11 protein-coding genes are annotated in these 17,751 nt (G+C 30.9%); 10 read left to right on the plus strand and 1 reads right to left on the minus strand.

The window, feature by feature from the left end:
* The first annotated feature begins 3 nt into the window (after positions 1-3).
* The 5 genes from yaaA to pyk all read left to right on the plus strand — a co-directional run bounded on the left by yaaA (position 4) and on the right by pyk (position 7,576).
* Complete coding sequence (gene yaaA / locus AXE85_RS01570) at positions 4-732, plus strand: peroxide stress protein YaaA (RefSeq protein WP_062172731.1); 729 nt, start codon at positions 4-6, stop codon at positions 730-732.
* A gap of 21 nt (positions 733-753) precedes the next feature.
* On the plus strand, positions 754-1,332 hold the full coding sequence (locus tag AXE85_RS01575) for a flavin reductase family protein (RefSeq protein ID WP_062172733.1): 579 nt from the start codon (positions 754-756) through the stop codon (positions 1,330-1,332).
* A 322-nt stretch (positions 1,333-1,654) separates the two neighbouring features.
* Complete coding sequence (locus tag AXE85_RS01580) at positions 1,655-4,927, plus strand: DNA polymerase III subunit alpha (RefSeq protein WP_062172735.1); 3,273 nt, start codon at positions 1,655-1,657, stop codon at positions 4,925-4,927.
* 146 nt (positions 4,928-5,073) lie between these two features.
* On the plus strand, positions 5,074-6,036 hold the full coding sequence (pfkA, locus tag AXE85_RS01585; protein WP_062172737.1) for a 6-phosphofructokinase: 963 nt from the start codon (positions 5,074-5,076) through the stop codon (positions 6,034-6,036).
* 94 nt (positions 6,037-6,130) lie between these two features.
* Positions 6,131-7,576 carry a pyruvate kinase gene (gene pyk, locus AXE85_RS01590; RefSeq protein WP_062172740.1) on the plus strand — a complete coding sequence of 482 codons (1,446 nt, stop codon included), beginning with the start codon at positions 6,131-6,133 and terminating at the stop codon, positions 7,574-7,576.
* A gap of 244 nt (positions 7,577-7,820) precedes the next feature.
* Here the strand turns inward: pyk and AXE85_RS01595 are convergent, their stop codons facing one another.
* Complete coding sequence (locus AXE85_RS01595; protein WP_062172742.1) at positions 7,821-8,834, minus strand: lactonase family protein; 1,014 nt, start codon at positions 8,832-8,834, stop codon at positions 7,821-7,823.
* A 133-nt stretch (positions 8,835-8,967) separates the two neighbouring features.
* Between AXE85_RS01595 and AXE85_RS01600 the strand changes: the two genes are divergently transcribed.
* From AXE85_RS01600 to AXE85_RS01620, 5 genes are all read left to right on the plus strand, one after another.
* A complete protein-coding gene (locus AXE85_RS01600) occupies positions 8,968-9,969 on the plus strand; it encodes a glycosyltransferase family 2 protein (protein ID WP_062172744.1) in 1,002 nt (333 codons plus the stop codon).
* A gap of 2 nt (positions 9,970-9,971) precedes the next feature.
* Entirely contained in the window at positions 9,972-11,996 is a 2,025-nt protein-coding gene (locus AXE85_RS01605) for a glycosyltransferase family 39 protein (protein WP_062172745.1), read from the plus strand.
* Positions 11,997-12,350: 354 nt separating this feature from the next.
* On the plus strand, positions 12,351-13,640 hold the full coding sequence (locus AXE85_RS01610) for an ISL3 family transposase (protein ID WP_231723814.1): 1,290 nt from the start codon (positions 12,351-12,353) through the stop codon (positions 13,638-13,640).
* Between the two features lie 353 nt (positions 13,641-13,993).
* On the plus strand, positions 13,994-15,538 hold the full coding sequence (gene guaA, locus AXE85_RS01615) for a glutamine-hydrolyzing GMP synthase (protein ID WP_062172749.1): 1,545 nt from the start codon (positions 13,994-13,996) through the stop codon (positions 15,536-15,538).
* Positions 15,539-16,273: 735 nt separating this feature from the next.
* Complete coding sequence (locus tag AXE85_RS01620; RefSeq protein WP_062174648.1) at positions 16,274-17,257, plus strand: DDE-type integrase/transposase/recombinase; 984 nt, start codon at positions 16,274-16,276, stop codon at positions 17,255-17,257.
* The last annotated feature ends 494 nt before the right edge of the window (positions 17,258-17,751 follow it).

Genomic DNA, 17,751 nt, shown 5'->3' on the forward strand with positions numbered 1-17,751 from the left:
TCGGTGAAAATATTAATACCCACAGCAAAAGAAATGAATCTTAATATAAAACATTATGACTTTTTAGATAAATTAAATCGAAATACTATAAAAATAATAGATGAATTTGCTAATAAGAGTTCAGAAGAATTAGCGAAAATATATAAGGTGAAGAGCGAAAAAGCAAAAATTGAACACAAATATTGGCAAGATTTAAAAAAGAGAAGAAGTTCTTTCTATACTGCACTGGAATTATTTAATGGGCTTATGTATAGAAATATCGCAAGAGACAGTTTTGATAATAGTGATGTTGAATATATTAAGGAAAATGTGTTGATAACTACGGCACTATGCGGAATAATTAATCTGTATGATTTTATTCCGGTGCATCGTTTAGATTTTTTACAAAAAGTTATGGTTGAAAATAAGACGTTAAAGTTTTTGTGGAGGGATAATTTTGACAGTCATGTAAAAGATGAAAGTTTGGTTATCTCGCTACTATCTAATGAATTTGAGGAGGTATTTTCAAAAAGTATTCGAGATAATTTTATAAAAGTTATCTTCATGGAAGAAAAAGATGGAGAACTTAAAATTCATTCAACAATTTCTAAAAAAGCACGAGGAAAATTTTTAACGAAATTGATAAAAGAAAAGGTAGAAAATATAGAGCAGTTAAAGAGAATAACTTTCGATAATTACAGTTATGATGGGAGTTTATCAGAGGATAAGAAGTTAGTATTTATCGCAAGGTAATACGTAAGAGAGGTTAGTAAAATGAAAGTAGAGATAGAAACTAAAAAATTATATTATGGTTTTCCGGTAATATTGGTCGGGTATAAGGATAGTAAGTGGAATTATAATGTAACGACATCCAGTTCGTCATATACGCTGGGTGATACGATAACAATGGCATTATCGAGTGCGAGTAATGCTGTAAAGAATATTAAACAATATAAAGAATTTACTGTTAATGTGCCACGTCAAAGTATTTTGAATAAGGTTGAAATTTGCGGTTTTTACTCCGGTCAAAATAAAATAGGAATGGCAGATATAACATATGATATAGGAAAATATGTTGATGCACCTTTACTTGACGAGTGTATGTTGTCAATAGAATGTACGGTGCATAGTATAATTGACCATAACGGATACACTAATTTCATAGGTACAATCAAGCGACGTTTAGTATGTGAAAATTTGATTGATGCTGAATCAAAGTTAATTGGAACCGAATTTAATCCGATTTATTACTTGGGTGATGACAATCAACGTATATATCGCTACTTTAACGAAGAAAGTAAGATTTCAGGTGAAAACATGGGTTGTTTTTCAGATGAAAGTATCTGCGGATAATATTGAATTTAGTTGTTAAAGTATTTGATAAATACTAATAATAAAATAAAAGACACTAAGAAGCCTTGAATAATCAAATCGTCTCTTATAAAAAAGAAGAGTTTTTTGGAATTTTAATATGCTTATAGGTGTCTTTTTTTATAAAATAAACAGAATAAAAGACGTTTTTTAGAAACGATCGAATCATTGACAGCAATAGTATTACATAGTACAATTTAAAGTGCTGAACGTAGAAAAAATTTAAAATTAATAAAGAAAAAGGTCATTTAGTTTTTTATTTTGAATTGATAAGTTTTTATTATGGCTGAAAGGAGGAAACAATATGTATAATTTACAAGTTCATAGTGCATATGATTTATTAAATAGTACAGTAAAATTAGAAGAATTATTTCAAAAGCTGGTAGACGATAACCAATATACAGTCGTTATTGCAGATCCGAATATGTACGGTGCAATAAAAGCGTATAAATTGGCAGATAAGTACAATATTAGACTTATACATGCGTTAGAAGTTAAATTGATGTACGGCATGAAATTATTAAAATTTAATATTTTATGCAAAACGGAACAGATGTTTTATACGTTACTGAATATTGCTACACAGTTTCAACATAATGAAGAGATAGATGTAGAAACATTTGCTCGGAAAATGGAAGAAAGTAGTGAACATTGTATATTAATAGTTGTTGATGAATTGTATGATAGTGTGGAGTTCAGTTATTTGAACCAGCTATTTGAGAATTGTGATTTTTATTTCGGCTATAACGAACAGTTCAATGAGAATATATATGTAGACTATGACAATATAGTTTATACTCAACCGAGTTATTACATAGATAATAAGGATTATCAGCAAGTAATTGTAAGTCGTGCTATTCGTGATAATAAAAAACTTAATATTGCTGAATTAACAGTGACAAGTGGGATACATTATGTTCGTACACAAGAAGACTTTAAAAAATTATTACAAAATAGTTCAGATTTAAAAAATGAAATTTTAACGCGTTCTTTAAAAATGCAGCAAAGTATAGTAAACAGCTGTCAATATAGTCTTGATTTTTCAGGTTACCATTTACCTAAGTATATTTACGGAGAACATGAAGAAATATACAATTCTATGACTAAAAAGGAGTATTTATCTTATCTTGTCTTAAAAGGTGCAAAGGAGAAATTGCAAGGTAAAGATGTTTATGTGTATAAAAAACGTTATGAATATGAATTGGAAATTATAGACGAAATGGGGTTTAATGACTATTTTTTAATTGTCTATGATTTTGTTAAATATGCTAAAGAACATAATATTTTGGTTGGTGCAGGACGAGGTAGCGCAGCGGGAAGTTTAGTTTGTTACTTATTAGATATTACCGAAGCGGATCCATTAGAATATAATTTATTGTTTGAACGTTTTTTAAACAAAGAGCGTATTTCATTACCGGATATTGATATAGATTTTCAGGATACACGTCGTGATGAAGTGATAAAATATGTTGAAAAAAAATATGGTGCGGATAAGGTAGCGCAAATTACTACGTTTACTACATTTCAGTCAAAAAGTGCAGCACGTGAAAGTGCACGTATTTTACAATTTGATGATGAAACATTAAAATTTATAAGTACCCATATCAGTTCTACACGTACGTTAAAGGAATGTTATAGGGAATCGCAGTCTTTAAGGAATTTTGTGAATTCAACTAATAGAAATAAACGTTGGTTCAGTATTGCAATCGGTTTGGAGAATTTACCGAAAAACACGTCAGTACATGCGGCGGGTATCGTTATCAGCGACAGTAAACCGTTAGTTGCATATACTCCTCTTGCACCATCCAATATGACACAGCACATTACACAGTGGACGATGGATGATATAGAATATGTAGGATTATTAAAAATTGATTTCCTCGGTATTCGTTATTTAACTATGATTGCAAATATTGTTGAACAAATTCATCATGATAATCCGGAGTTTGATATTAAACGTATTAATTATAAGGATCCAAAGGTATATAAGATTTTTGCCGCCGGGAGAACAGAAGGAATATTCCAATTTGAATCGAGTGGGATGAGAGAAAAATTATGTTTACTGCAACCTACGGAATTTAACGATATAGTAGCTATGAATGCACTGTATAGACCGGGACCTATGGCACAAGTAGAAACTTATATTAGGAGAAAACATGGTAAAGAATGTATAGAATATCCGCATAAAAAATTAGAGAAGATATTAAAAGATACATATGGGGTTATTGTTTATCAAGAACAAATTATGCTTATTGCGGTGAATTTTGCACATATGACACTTACCGAAGCGGATAATATGCGTCGTGCTGTTGGGAAAAAGAAAAAACAAGATTTAGAATATTATGGTAATATCTTTATTGAAAAAACTGTAAAAGCAGGTCATGATATTGAGATAGCGCGACATCTATTTGAATTAATAGTAACGTTTGCCAATTACGGATTTAATAAAAGTCATGCTGTTGTGTATAGTATGTTAGCTTACAGATTAGCATATTTAAAAGTATATTATACAAAATATTTTATGACAGCTCTTTTAAATAATGTTATCAGTAGTGAGAAAAAAATAAATGAATATAAGCAAGAATTAAGCAGTTTCGGAATAAACTTAATAAAACCGGACGTTAACGTTAGTCTTAGGGATTTTAGTGTTTATAAAAATGAGATAGTTTTTGCTCTTGTTGCCATAAAAAACGTCGGTTATCGAAGTGCTTTTGAAATTGTTCAAGACAGACTTAACTTTGGGAAATATTTGGATATTGATGATTTTTTAAAGAGAATGAATAAGAAAGTCGATTATCAAGCGGCAGTATCATTAGTAAAAGCCGGAGCATTGGATACTTTTGGGTATAACAGAGCAACATTAATGAATAAAGTAAAAGAATATTATGAAGATACACGTAATCATATGTATACCGTTCGTAATGCACTTTATGCAGAAAGCGGATTAACACTTAAAATAGAAGAGGTAGAAGATTATCCTATTCAAGAAAAAATTCGCATGGAAAAAGAAGCGACAGGAACATATTTTTTAAAACACCCTGTCCAGATTGAAAAAGAACGCTATACATATTTACCACTACATTATATCGGTAAAAATTTGGCGGACAGCTATGTTGAGGTAGTATCAAAAAAAGAAATAAAAACAAAAAACGGTGACTATATGGCATTTTTAACAGTTAATGACGGAAAAGGTGACTATGATGTAACTGTATTCCCAAGTGTTTATAAATATGCCGATGCTTTTATTGAGGTTGGAAAATATGCTGTGGTAACTTTGAAAAAACAACTACGTGATGGACGTGAGCAGTACATACTCGAAAAAATAACAAGTTTAAAAAATTATAATCAATATTGTATAAATAATATAAAAAAGATTTATCTGGTAGCGGACAAAGAAAGTGGAGAATTACTTTCTCGATATAAAACAACCGAAAAAGGTATAAAAGTGGTAAGTTTATTGGCTAATGATTCCAATAAAGCGACAGCTGTTAAAATAAAAAATGAACAAGAATTTGTTCATAATTTTTTGAAAACATATCCTGATAAGCCTATTAAAATAGAATATAAGGATAAATAGTAAAAAAAACAAACAAAAAACAAACAAAACAAATTTTTTACTAGAAAAAAGATAAAAAATATGATATTGTTGTAAAGTAAATTTAAAAATATTCAGTATAATATCTGATGAAAATCTATACAAAATATGGAAGAAGGTAAGACTACATGAAAAAAATAGCAGTTTTAACAAGTGGTGGCGATGCACCGGGAATGAATGCGGCGGTGCGAGCGGTTGTAAGAACAGCGATTTATAACGGATTGGAAGTTTATGGAGTATACCAAGGCTATAAGGGATTAGTAGAAAATAATATAAAAAAATTAGAAGTCGGAGATGTAGGAGGTATTATTAACCGTGGGGGTACAATACTTTATTCAGCACGTCTTCCGGAATTTGAAGATCCTAAAGTTAGACAAATAGCTATTAAAAATTTAGAAAAATTAGGTATTGACGGATTAGTTGTTATCGGTGGAGATGGATCTTATCGTGGTGCGATGGCACTTAGTAATGAGATGTCTATTAAAACAATCGGTATTCCCGGAACTATTGACAATGATATTTGCTGTACGGATTTTACCATCGGGTTTGATACGGCGCTTAATACTATTGTTGACGCAATTGACAAAGTTCGTGATACAGCTTCAAGCCATGAACGTGCGTTCATTATTGAAGTGATGGGTCGTAATGCAGGGGATTTAGCTCTTCTTGCCGGTATTGCCGGAGGTAGCGAAAGTTTGTTAATTCCTGAAAAAAGAGAAGATATTTCCGATATTGTAAGCAGAATTAAAGCCGGCGAAAAACGAGGGAAAAAACATTCTATTATTGTCTTAGCAGAGGGCGTTATGGGTGGACAAGTTCTAGCCGCACAACTTAAAGAATTAACAGGTGAAGAAATCAGATGTACTATCTTAGGGCATATTCAACGTGGAGGGACACCGTCAGCAATGGATAGAGTATTGGCATCACGCTTTGGAAATTATGCGGTTCAACTATTGCTGGCAGAAAAATCAGGTCGTGCTGTTGGTATTCAAAATAACAGATTAGTAAGTACACGTTTTGAAGATGTATTCAGTAATACACATGAAGTAGATTTAACGATTTACGATGTTTCTAAACAATTATCAATTTAGAAAATTATTTTTGTAAAATAGTGAAATAATTTGAAAACATATTGAAAATACGATACAATAAGTGTTGGATAAAAGCTAAGAGGTAAATAATTATATGATACAGAAAAAAACGAAAATTATTTGTACAATAGGTCCTAAATCAGAAACAAAAGAAAGATTAACCGAGATGGTAGAACTGGGAATGAATGTATGCCGTTTAAACTTTTCACACGGAGATTATGCTGAGCATGGGGCACGTATTAAAGCGATTAAAGAAGTAAGAGAAGAAACGGGTACCTGCCTTGCAATCTTATTAGATACAAAAGGGCCGGAAATTAGAACACATAATATGGAAAATGATGCGATTATCTTAGAAAAAGGGAAAGATGTTATCGTTTCAATGGAAGAAGTGTTGGGAACAGCGGATAAATTCTCAATTACTTATGGAGAATTGGTACACGATGTAAAAGCCGGGGATACTATTTTATTAGATGATGGTTTAATCGGTTTAACAGTAAATAATGTAGATACAGCTGCCGGGTTAATTTATACAACAGTTCAAAACGGTGGGGTACTTAAAAACAAAAAAGGTGTAAATGTTCCGGGAGTTTCAACAAAATTACCGGGAATTACTGAAAAAGATGAAGAAGACATTCGTTTCGGTTGTAAAAATGATATTGATTTTGTGGCAGCATCGTTTGTCCGTACAAAAGAAAATGTATTAGAAGTACGACGCATTCTTAAAGAGGAAGGGTGCGAGCATGTTCAAATTATTCCTAAAATTGAATGTCAAGAGGCTATTGATAATATTGATGAAATTATTGAAGTATCAGACGGTATTATGATTGCACGTGGTGACCTTGGAGTAGAAGTGCCGGCGGAAGAAGTACCGATTATGCAAAAATCAATTATTACTAAATGTAATCGTGCCGGTAAATTTGTAATAACAGCAACTCAAATGCTGGATTCAATGCAAAAAAATCCACGCCCTACACGTGCGGAAGTATCAGATGTAGCGAATGCAATCTACGACGGGACTGATGCGATTATGTTATCAGGAGAATCAGCAGCCGGTGCTTATCCGATTGAATCGGTTCGTACTATGGCAACCATTGCAAAACATACAGAAGAAATGCAAGATTATTCACGTATCCTAAAAGATCGTTCAAAAAAAATTGTATCAAAAGATATTACAAATGCTATAGGAGTGTCTGTGGGTTACACAGCATTGAACTTAGACCTGCACACAATCGTAACATATACAGAATCTGGGCAAACAGCACGTTTAATTTCCAAATATAGACCAAATGCGTCAATTTTGGCAGTGACACCAAGTGAAAAAGTAGCACGTGGTTTAAGTCTTGTATGGGGAGTTGATGCAAAAATTTCGGAACAGGTAAAATCAACAGATGAAATGTTGGATACAGCGAAGAAAATTGCAGAAGAATCGGGATATGCTAGAAAAGGTGATGCAATTGTGATTACCGGTGGTATTCCTGTGAATACTTCAAGAAGTAATGTAGGCTCTACTAACTTTTTAAAAGTGTCTGTAATAGATTAATAGTAAAAACTATACAAGGATCGGCTTATACTGATAAGTCGGTCTTTTCGTATTTTGAAATGAAATTCGTTACTATAAAGAGTTGATCGGAAAATCCGTTTTACTGCTAATCATTACTAAAGAATTTATCAAAAGTTACTACAAATAAAAAAAGAGGTGAAAACTTCACTTCTTTTTTTAGGTTATGGCAAAATAAAGGAAAATGCTTTCTATATTTATATAAAACCATTTTATATGAATGATTTTAATAAAATTTTATACAAACTGCTTCAGGTACCGAAATTTCTTTATCGACAGCTGTTAATTTCCCTGTAATTGTGTTAACCATGTATGTTGTAATGGTTCCACTTGTTTCATTTGTCGCAATGGCAAGATGATTGTCTTTGCTCAAATTAAAATCACGTGGATTTTGCCCATAGGTGCTAATAGTTTGGATATGGGTTAGGATGCCGTTATTATTTTTAAAGACGACGATACTGTCTTGACCACGGTTTGATACATATATGAAACGATTATTATTTGATATTTTTATGGCACTGCCCTTATTTTCTTTAACAAAATTAGAAGGTAAGGTTGCATAGTATCTAGGATTTGACAACTTACCATCGTCATAATCAAAAACTATAACTTCACTTGTAAGTTCGGTAATGACAAATGCATGGGTTAGTGTACTGTCAAAGATAATATGACGAGGTCCGCTACCACTTTTTACAGGAGTGGTATATCGTTTTGATAATATACCGTGTTCTAATGTGTATGTTGTGATTTCATCAGTACCTAAGTCACAGCTGAATACATATTTATTATCAGGTGTAAAGCCTGAAAAGTGGACATGGGGCTTTTCTTGACGAGGGTGGATACTGCTACCGAAGTGTATATCCGTAGATAAAAGTGAGGATAATTTACCATCTACTACGGAATAACTGTCAATCGTTCCGGTGTGATAGTTAGCTGACAGTAGATATTTATTATCCCGGCTTATTTCTACATAGCAAGGAGGATTGCCCTCTTTTTCAACTGATGTAAGTTCTTCTAATGTTCCATCGGGTAAAATTTTAAAACTTGTTACGGCACCGCTCTTATCTTTTTTTGATACGCTGTATAAATATTGTTTATCTGTAGAAAAGTCTAAATATGTCGGATTTTCTATCTTGGCTACCGATTCAATATTTTTAACTTTTCCCTGAACATCCAATTCTACTTTATAAATACCTTGACTTTCCTTTTTTGTATATGTTCCTATATAGGCTTTTGGCATAAATTATCTCCTAAACTGTTGTAATTATTTACATTATATCATTTTATTTATTACTCTGCTAATAAATGAAAAAATTTTCAAACTATGCTATAATAACTAAGATATATAAACCTTTTAGAATAGGGGAATGATAATGAGTAGAACACTAGACAGAACAAAAGACATTTTTTTAGATACAATGCTTTTGGGAAATGAAATTTTAATTAAACGAATAAAAACGTCAGGAAAAACTAAAATAACAGTTGTTCTTGCAGCATTTAGAAGTATTAGTAGATTACGTGATGTATTAGCAAATGTTTTTAATCAAACAATGCAAGAATTTGAAGTGATAATTATTGATGACTCAACCGAACAGAAAATAGAAGAATTTATTACAAATCACGATAACAGTAAGATTAATTACATTAAAAAGCAACTAGGGTCAAATGCCGCCGCAAAAAATTGTGCATTGGAATTTGCCAAAGGAGAATATGTGATTTTTCTCGAAGAAAATATAAATTTTGAAAAAAATTATTTTGAAAAATTATATTCCTCAGCAAACAATAATTCCTTAGATATAGCCATTGCAACTAGAAAAAATTATAGTACCGTATTAGAAAATAAAATAATTACCGGAGTAGATTATTTAATAACTGAAATTAAAATATTTAAAAATGATATAGACTATAATTTAACATCTTGTTTGTTTAAGAAAAAATTTCTTGATGTTTATAATCTTCAATTCCAAGAAGATATGTTGGCGTTGGAGAATTTATATTTTAAACTGAAAACATTTGATCTCGCTATGAAAGTTTGTCAAAGTGATAAATGTAGTTATAGAGAATTAACGGAACAAAAAACTGTTCGTAATCAGGCGATGATTTCAGCTTCAACAAGAAGAATAATGAATGCTACCGAAAGAATAGAAGTATTTAAAAAAGGGAAAAAATACGAAGAAACTCTTAATTTACTATGCGGTTATTTATGGCTTGATATACTTCGTATGTATGATAATATGGAAGAAGAAGTAGAATTGGTTCAATTAATAAAAACGAAGAAACATTATTTCGCTACCGACAGTTTTATAAATAAAATGTTATTGAATATATCACCGATAGTATTTGCCGGTCATTTAAACAGAAAAGAAAGGGGATAGTAATGAGAAGAATTTTACATAATGTGTTTGCATATGTTTTTATCGGACTTTTTACGATAGTGCTTATTTGGGCATATGTTGCACCGTTTGTTTATGAGCGTATTCTCAATCCGCTTGCTTTATTATTAGGTGTTCCGGTGTTCTTTATGTTATTTATATACGGGGCAAAAAAAATACTAAACACAGATGAAGAATTGTTAAAAAAATACAATAGAATTATTGTTGTGGTATATTTAATATTTCAAGCTATTATTCTATCGATGGATACGCTGAATTTTTCCGATGGTGCTGAAATAGAAAACGAATCACATTATATGCTAAACTATGGAAAATTTTCAGGTGAGCGTTATTTTTTAGTTTATCCGAATAATATTAATCCTACGATTATTTTATATTGGATATATCGTATAGCCGGGGTATTACATATATCAGAAGTATGGGCATTGCATATTTTTTGTTTTGCTATTACTTCAGTCACAATGTATTTAACATTTAAAACGGCAGGGAAATTGTTATCAAAGCAAAAACAAACAATTATACTGGCGCTGATGTTATTATATATTCCATTTCAAATGTATAGTTTATTTTACTATTCAGATAGTTTAATGGTTATTATGGTATCGCTTATCATTTATGTACTTATCCCATCTGACGGCAGTTTTATTTTTAGAACAAAACATATTGTAGCGGTTGCTATATTAATCGCTTTTGGCTGGAATTTACGTTCAAATATTATTATTGTTTTACCTGCCCTTATTGTTTATCTATTGTTTTTCAAATGGTATAAAAATTTAATGATATTACTTGTAACTTTCGCTATATCGTTTATTATTTTTGGTAAAGGGTTTGATATGCTGTGGAATCACTATGGTTTTATTCAAGACGCAGGATACAGATTTCCAATGTTACATTGGGTAATGATGGGGATGAGTATTCAAGGTGGAAGTTATAACTGGCAAGATTTTCAATTTACATATCTTAGTCAAAATAAAGCGGCGGATGATTTAGGATTATTCTTTAATCGTCTGACACATAGACCGTTATTTTTAAATTTATTGGTATTTGTCTTAAAAATACGTGGTAATTGGAGTGACGGGACTATAAATTACACCAACGGAACACGTGCTTTACGTGATGGCGACGGTTTTTTATGGCAGCTATTTTATGGCAGTAATAACAGCTTTTTTGTCTATATTTCGCAGATGATATATGTCGTTATAATCTTTGGTATGGTTTATTATATCTACAAGCGACGTAAAGAATATATTACATCGTGTTTCTTATTCCAAATTATTATATTCGGAGTATTTATGTTCCATCTGATTTGGGAAGCTAAACCTCGCTATGTTTACGCTTGGCTGCCGATTATTTTTATACTTGGGGCAAAAGGGTTAATACTCTTTGCTGAACGTTATGAAACAACTATTTTTGATCGTTATAAGAAAAAATTATATATTTCATTTGCTGTTGTTTTTGCCTTGCAAATTGGAACGGACAGTTTTTTACGCCCATCTTATTCAATGAATTTAGACTATGATTCACGTGTGATTAACGGAATCAGCATTTATGCAACGGATAACTATTTAAGAGACGGTATTGTCAGGGTAAATAAAGATACTGAGGTAGAACAAACATTTGAGGCAACTCGCAGTTTCAATTATATTCGAGGCTATATTTCATCATATGATGAAAAAAATAACTCACGTTATAAAGTTGAAATTATTGATAAAAAAAATAATAAAGTAGTAAGAGAACATACATTTATTTATCGTGAGTTGTATTGGGAAATCCCCCTACAAACTTATACATTGCGTTGGTATTTTGACGATTTGCCGGCAGGAAATTATGCAGTGAAATTTTCACAAATAGAAACTGAAAATAATGGCAGCATCGTCATATCAAGCGTACCGAATGAGATGGTTGATATGTACGAAGCTGGGAAACTTTATATTAACGGAGCAGACCAGAATAAAAAAGATTTATCATTGCAAATAGGTCACCGCTATAAAAAACTATGGTGGTATTAATATAAACATTGTTCTACGAAAATTAGGAAGATAAATATAATAAATTCTAATCCTATAATAAAGAAAAATAGGAAAATATTGTAGGGATTTTTAAAGTTCGCCTCTATGTCAAATACGAAGTATGATAAAAGTGCTAGGTAAATAGGTTGTATAATAAATACGGGGCATGGGAAAAATCCATACCTCGTATTGTTTTTTAATATACAAAAAGACAAATATCCAATATAATTAAAGTGCAAAAAAATAAACTATGAAAGGATATCTGTCATCAATAATTTTAACACAAAAACAAAAGAAATAAAAGAGGGAGAATTCATTAAAAACCTACTACAAATAAAAGATAAAAATATAACTATTGAGAAAACACATAACGAAACTATAAAAAATAATCAAAAGTACTTTGTATTCAAAGGTACCTTAACATATAAACCCAAGAAGTGTGAATGCTGTGGTTGTCTTAATAAAGGTTATACTGTAGTTAAAAACGGCTTTAATGAACTTACTAGAATTAATCTATTAAAAATATCAGGTATCCCTGCTTATTTGGAACTAAGAAAGCAACGTTTCAAGTGTAAAACTTGTAATAAAAAATTTGTAGCTACTACTTCTTTTGTAGATAAATACTGTAGTATTTCTAAAAATGTTAAGTTTTCTATAATGAGTGATTTAGCTGATACTTTATCTTTTAAACAAATAGCCAAAATGAATAATGTATCGGTTAATACTGTTATAAGAACTCTTTATAAATGTAAATCCCATGTAGACATTCTTAACTATAATACCTTACCTGAGTATTTATGCTTTGATGAGTTAAAGTTTACTAAAGATAGTAAAAATGGTATGAGTTTTATTTTTTTAGATGCTTTAACTCATGAGATTATTGATATAGTTGATGGTAGAACTGAGTATATTTTAAATAATTATTTTTCCAGATTTTCTAAAGAGGCTAGAAGTAATGTTAAGGCTATTTGTATTGATATTTATACTCCTTATATGAAGTTGATTAGAAATAAGTTTCCTAATGCTGAAATTGTTATAGATAGGTTTCATATTATTCAAAATGTTAATAGAGAACTTAATAGAACTAGAGTTAAGCTAATGAATATTTACAAAAAACAAAAAGGTATTAATTATACTCTTTTAAAAAATAATTGGAAGTTAATATTAGAAGATGAAAGTAATGTTACTCATGGTAGGTTTTTCTTTAATAGGAGTTTTAGGAGTTTAGTTACTAGACGTGATATTTTAGATTATTTATTAGGATTAGATTGTATATTTAAGGCTAGCTATGAGAGAGTTCAGGATATTAGATATGCGATAAGGTATAGAAATGAGTTGGAGTTTAAAGAATTAATTGAAAAATCTACTATCGGTTTATCTGATGGTGTTAGTAAGGCTATTAATACTATGAGAAAACATAAAGAGTATATGCTTAATAGTGTTAGGTATTCTATCTCTAATGGTTCTTTGGAGGGTATTAATAATAAGATAAAGGTTTTAAAGAGAGTTTCTTATGGTTATAATAGCTTTTATAACTTTAGATTACGCATTTTAGTTGTTTCTAGGTTATTTGTTTCTGAGTATAAAAATAATATTTCTTTTAAGGGCGTTTTGAAAAATGCCAAGCAACACTGCATTGCTTAGCATTTTATCCTTATTTTTTCTCATGCCCCGTATTTGACACAGAGCCGGTAAATATAATTACTTAGCATTTTTTGATTTTAAAACCTAAGGAAGATTGTAAAATCAAATTAGACAGGAAAAATAAATAAATATTACAAAGCTTCCCCTAAATAAAATAATTTTTGAGTATTGTCCAAGATAAGTAAAATTTGATATACCTATATAGGAGATTATTCGTTATTTAGTTGAAATTTTTTAGTATAAACTAAATTTCACTAAAATAATTCAGCATTTTCCGTATTAAAGTTTTACATATTTCATATTAATTGATATAATGGTAAAGTATTATTTATAAAAAAACTAGGAGGAACGCTGTGAAACACGAATTTATATTAGTTCTTGATTTTGGAAGTCAGTATAATCAACTTATTACACGTCGTGTGCGTGAGTTAGGTGTTTATTCTGAGTTACATGATAATGAAATATCAATTGATGAAATAAAAAAAATGAATCCTAAAGGTATCATTTTATCAGGTGGCCCAAATTCCGTATATGAAGAGAACTCCCTAACTATTGATGATGAGATATTTAACTTAGGTATTCCGGTGTTAGGTATTTGTTATGGTATGCAGCTTATGCAACATAAATTAGGAGGTAAGGTGGAATCGGCTACAAGCAGAGAATACGGAGCACATAATATCAATGTAGTGACAGGTGCTAAATTGTTTGAAAATACACCGACCACTCAACAAGTGCTGATGAGCCACTCTGATAAAGTAGTTTCTTTAGCTTCAGGATTTAAGACCGTAGCAACAAGTGATAATTGTCCAATAGCCGCAGCAGAAAATGTAGAAAAAGGATTTTATTGTTTCCAATTTCATCCGGAAGTGCGTCATTCTGAATATGGTTATAAGTTATTGGAAAACTTTATCCGTAATGCTTGTCATTGTACTGAAAACTGGACTATTCAAAATTTTATTGAAGAAAAAATTGAAGAAATTCGTGCAGAAGTTGGAAATAAAAAAGTATTATGTGCCTTATCAGGTGGGGTTGATTCATCTGTTGTTGCCGCATTATTAGACAAAGCAATCGGAGAACAACTAATATGTATGTTTATTGATCATGGATTACTTAGAAAAGGCGAAGCTGAGGGTGTTATGTCTACATTTAGTAAAGAAGTTGCCGGCGGTTTCAATATGAATTTAATAAAGGTTGATGCTAAAGAGCGTTTCTTAGGAAAACTTAAAGGGGTTAGTGATCCGGAACAAAAACGTAAAATTATCGGAAATGAATTTGTTTATGTTTTTGATGAAGAGTGTGCTAAATTACATGATGTACCATTTTTAGCACAAGGAACACTTTACACGGATGTCATAGAATCAGGAACAAAAAATGCCCAAACGATAAAATCGCATCACAATGTAGGTGGACTTCCAAAAGACATGCGTTTTAAACTAATTGAACCCTTAAATACATTGTTCAAAGATGAAGTTCGTGCATTAGGAGAAGCTCTAGGCTTACCACATGAAATCGTTTGGCGTCAGCCATTTCCGGGTCCGGGATTAGGTATTCGTGTTTTAGGAGAAGTAACGGAAGAAAAACTTCAAATCGTTAGAGATAGTGACTTTATTCTACGTGATGTTATCGCTAAACGTGGCTTAGAAGGAGAAATCTGGCAATATTTTACGTGCCTTCCAGAAATTCGTTCAGTAGGGGTTATGGGAGATGTAAGAACTTACGATTATACAGTTGCTGTTAGGGCGGTAACAAGTATTGACGGTATGACAGCAAGTTGGGCACATATACCATTTGAAGTTCTTGAAGAAATTTCAGCTCGCATAGTAAACGAAGTAGCTCACGTTAATCGTGTAGTCTATGATATTACAAGTAAGCCACCGGCAACGATTGAGTGGGAATAATTGTAAAAACTTATCAAATCGTTGGTATAATCAACTTATAACAATACTTGATTTCCATAAATGCAACCATTTTGCAACCAATAAATAAAATAATATAATTTATTAGCTTAAAAAAAGTAAAGGGCAAGAGTATTTTTTCGTAACCTTAAAAATCTTCCTTGCTGATACTTTACTTTTTTTATTTTTTGCTATTTTCCTCTTATGCGAAAGCATACGGAAAGAATAAATTATTTGCTCTATGCTTTCGGTCTTACAGTATATAGCAAAAAAATCGCCCTATTATTCTCTTTTTAACATTCTTGCTCTGCACCGGAAAGAATGACTTTGTATTATTTTCGTTTTCGTGTTATACTTACATCGTTACTTTTTCACTAATCTCGTAACAGAGGGAGGTGTAACTCTATGCTTAATATTATATTTACTTTTATTATTTCTATCATGGCAAGTGTATTTGCTTATTATATTTGCAAATGGTTAGATAGATTTTTTAAAAAGTAACTAGCCTATATAAAAAAGACAGGATTCACGGTCCTGTCTTTTCTCTATGCAAATTATATTTACTTTTTGCTTATACACTAATTTTAAACTAATACTTTCTTTTTGTCAATTCCCTTATCCAGATTACAAAAAATAATTTTGTAGTGTTACAATAGATGTGAGACATATAATAAAAAAAAGAAGAGTAAATCCTGTATAATGAAGTTACCTACAAATCAAAAAAAGGAATTTACTCTTATGAAAACTATTATAACAGAAAATATAGAAAAAACACAACGATATATACCTCATACTTTACAAACAAGAATAGCTGCAGTTAAAACTTATAGAAATGGTAACTCTATCCGCTTTATTTGTAGGCGCTATAAAATATCAAAAGCCTCTCTTTTGCGTTGGAATAAAAAATATGACGGTACTAAAGAGTCTCTTATAGATAAGTCTCATAGACCTCATTCTATTCACCCTAACGCCCATACAGTTGAAGAATTGTCTTGGATTAAAAATCTTATTAAACGTAACCCTAATATTTCTATGATTGAATTATATGCTAAACTTAAATTCAACAAAGGTTATAAAAGACATCCTTGTTCTTTATTTAGAGTACTTAGAAAATTAGGTTTTTATAAAGATACTAAGAAAAAAGTAATTCCTTATAAACCTAAACCTTATGATACACCTACTGAAATTGGTAAAAAATGGCAACTTGATGTGAAATATGTTCCTAAACGTTGTTATGTAGGAGAAATTCCAGATAAATTTTATCAATATACTATCATTGATGAAGCTACTAGGGAAAGATTTATTTTCCCTTTTAAAGAACAATCATCATACTCTACTGTTCAATTTGTTAAAATGGCTATTGATTATTTTGGGTATAAACCCAAGATAATTCAAACTGATAATGGTTTTGAATTTACACATTTTAAAGATACTAAACGAATACACCCTTTTGATGTATTGTGTAATAATCTTGGCATTAAACATCAACTTATTAGACCTAGAACTCCTAGACATAACGGTAAGGTTGAACGTAGTCATAGAAATGATAATGAACGTTTTTACAGGCGTTTATCTTTCTTTTCGTATGATGATCTTATATCTCAGATGAAAAAGTATCTATATCGCTCTAACCGTCTTCCTATGCAGACTTTAAATTGGCTTTCTCCTGTTGAAAAAAGAAAAGAGTTACGGAAAGAGTCTATAAAAATATGCCGGCTTTAATTCCTTGTTAGATAATAGATTTCACAACTTATTTGTCAAGGACAAGGGCTACGCCTTTTTCAAATCCTTGACAAATAAGTTTTAGAAATCTGAAATGTTCTCTAAGGAATTAAAGCTGGCAAATCTAATCAAATAATGTAATTTACGTCGGGGGCTTCATACGGTTTACATAGAAGCTAGCTTCTATGTAATTCTATTATATCCGGTATTTATTTTTTACTTTTTTTGTCTCACATCATTTACAAATGTACACTTATCCAGATTACAAAAAATAATTTTTCATATATGACAAACTCAAAACCTTATTGAAATAGTATTGCTTATCTATTTGGTTCGAGAGTTAAACTCTTACCACAATAATAAAAAATAACCTTTTTTAGGAATGTGTTATTTAATTCGTTTAGACTTGGTAGCAGTTAGCCTTTGACCAGGCTGACTTTTTTTCTTGATTTCTTTTTTGTTTTCATTTATAATGACGATTAAGGTTTTGCGGA

The organism is Gemella sp. oral taxon 928 (genome assembly GCF_001553915.1).
Lineage (GTDB): Bacteria > Bacillota > Bacilli > Staphylococcales > Gemellaceae > Gemella > Gemella massiliensis.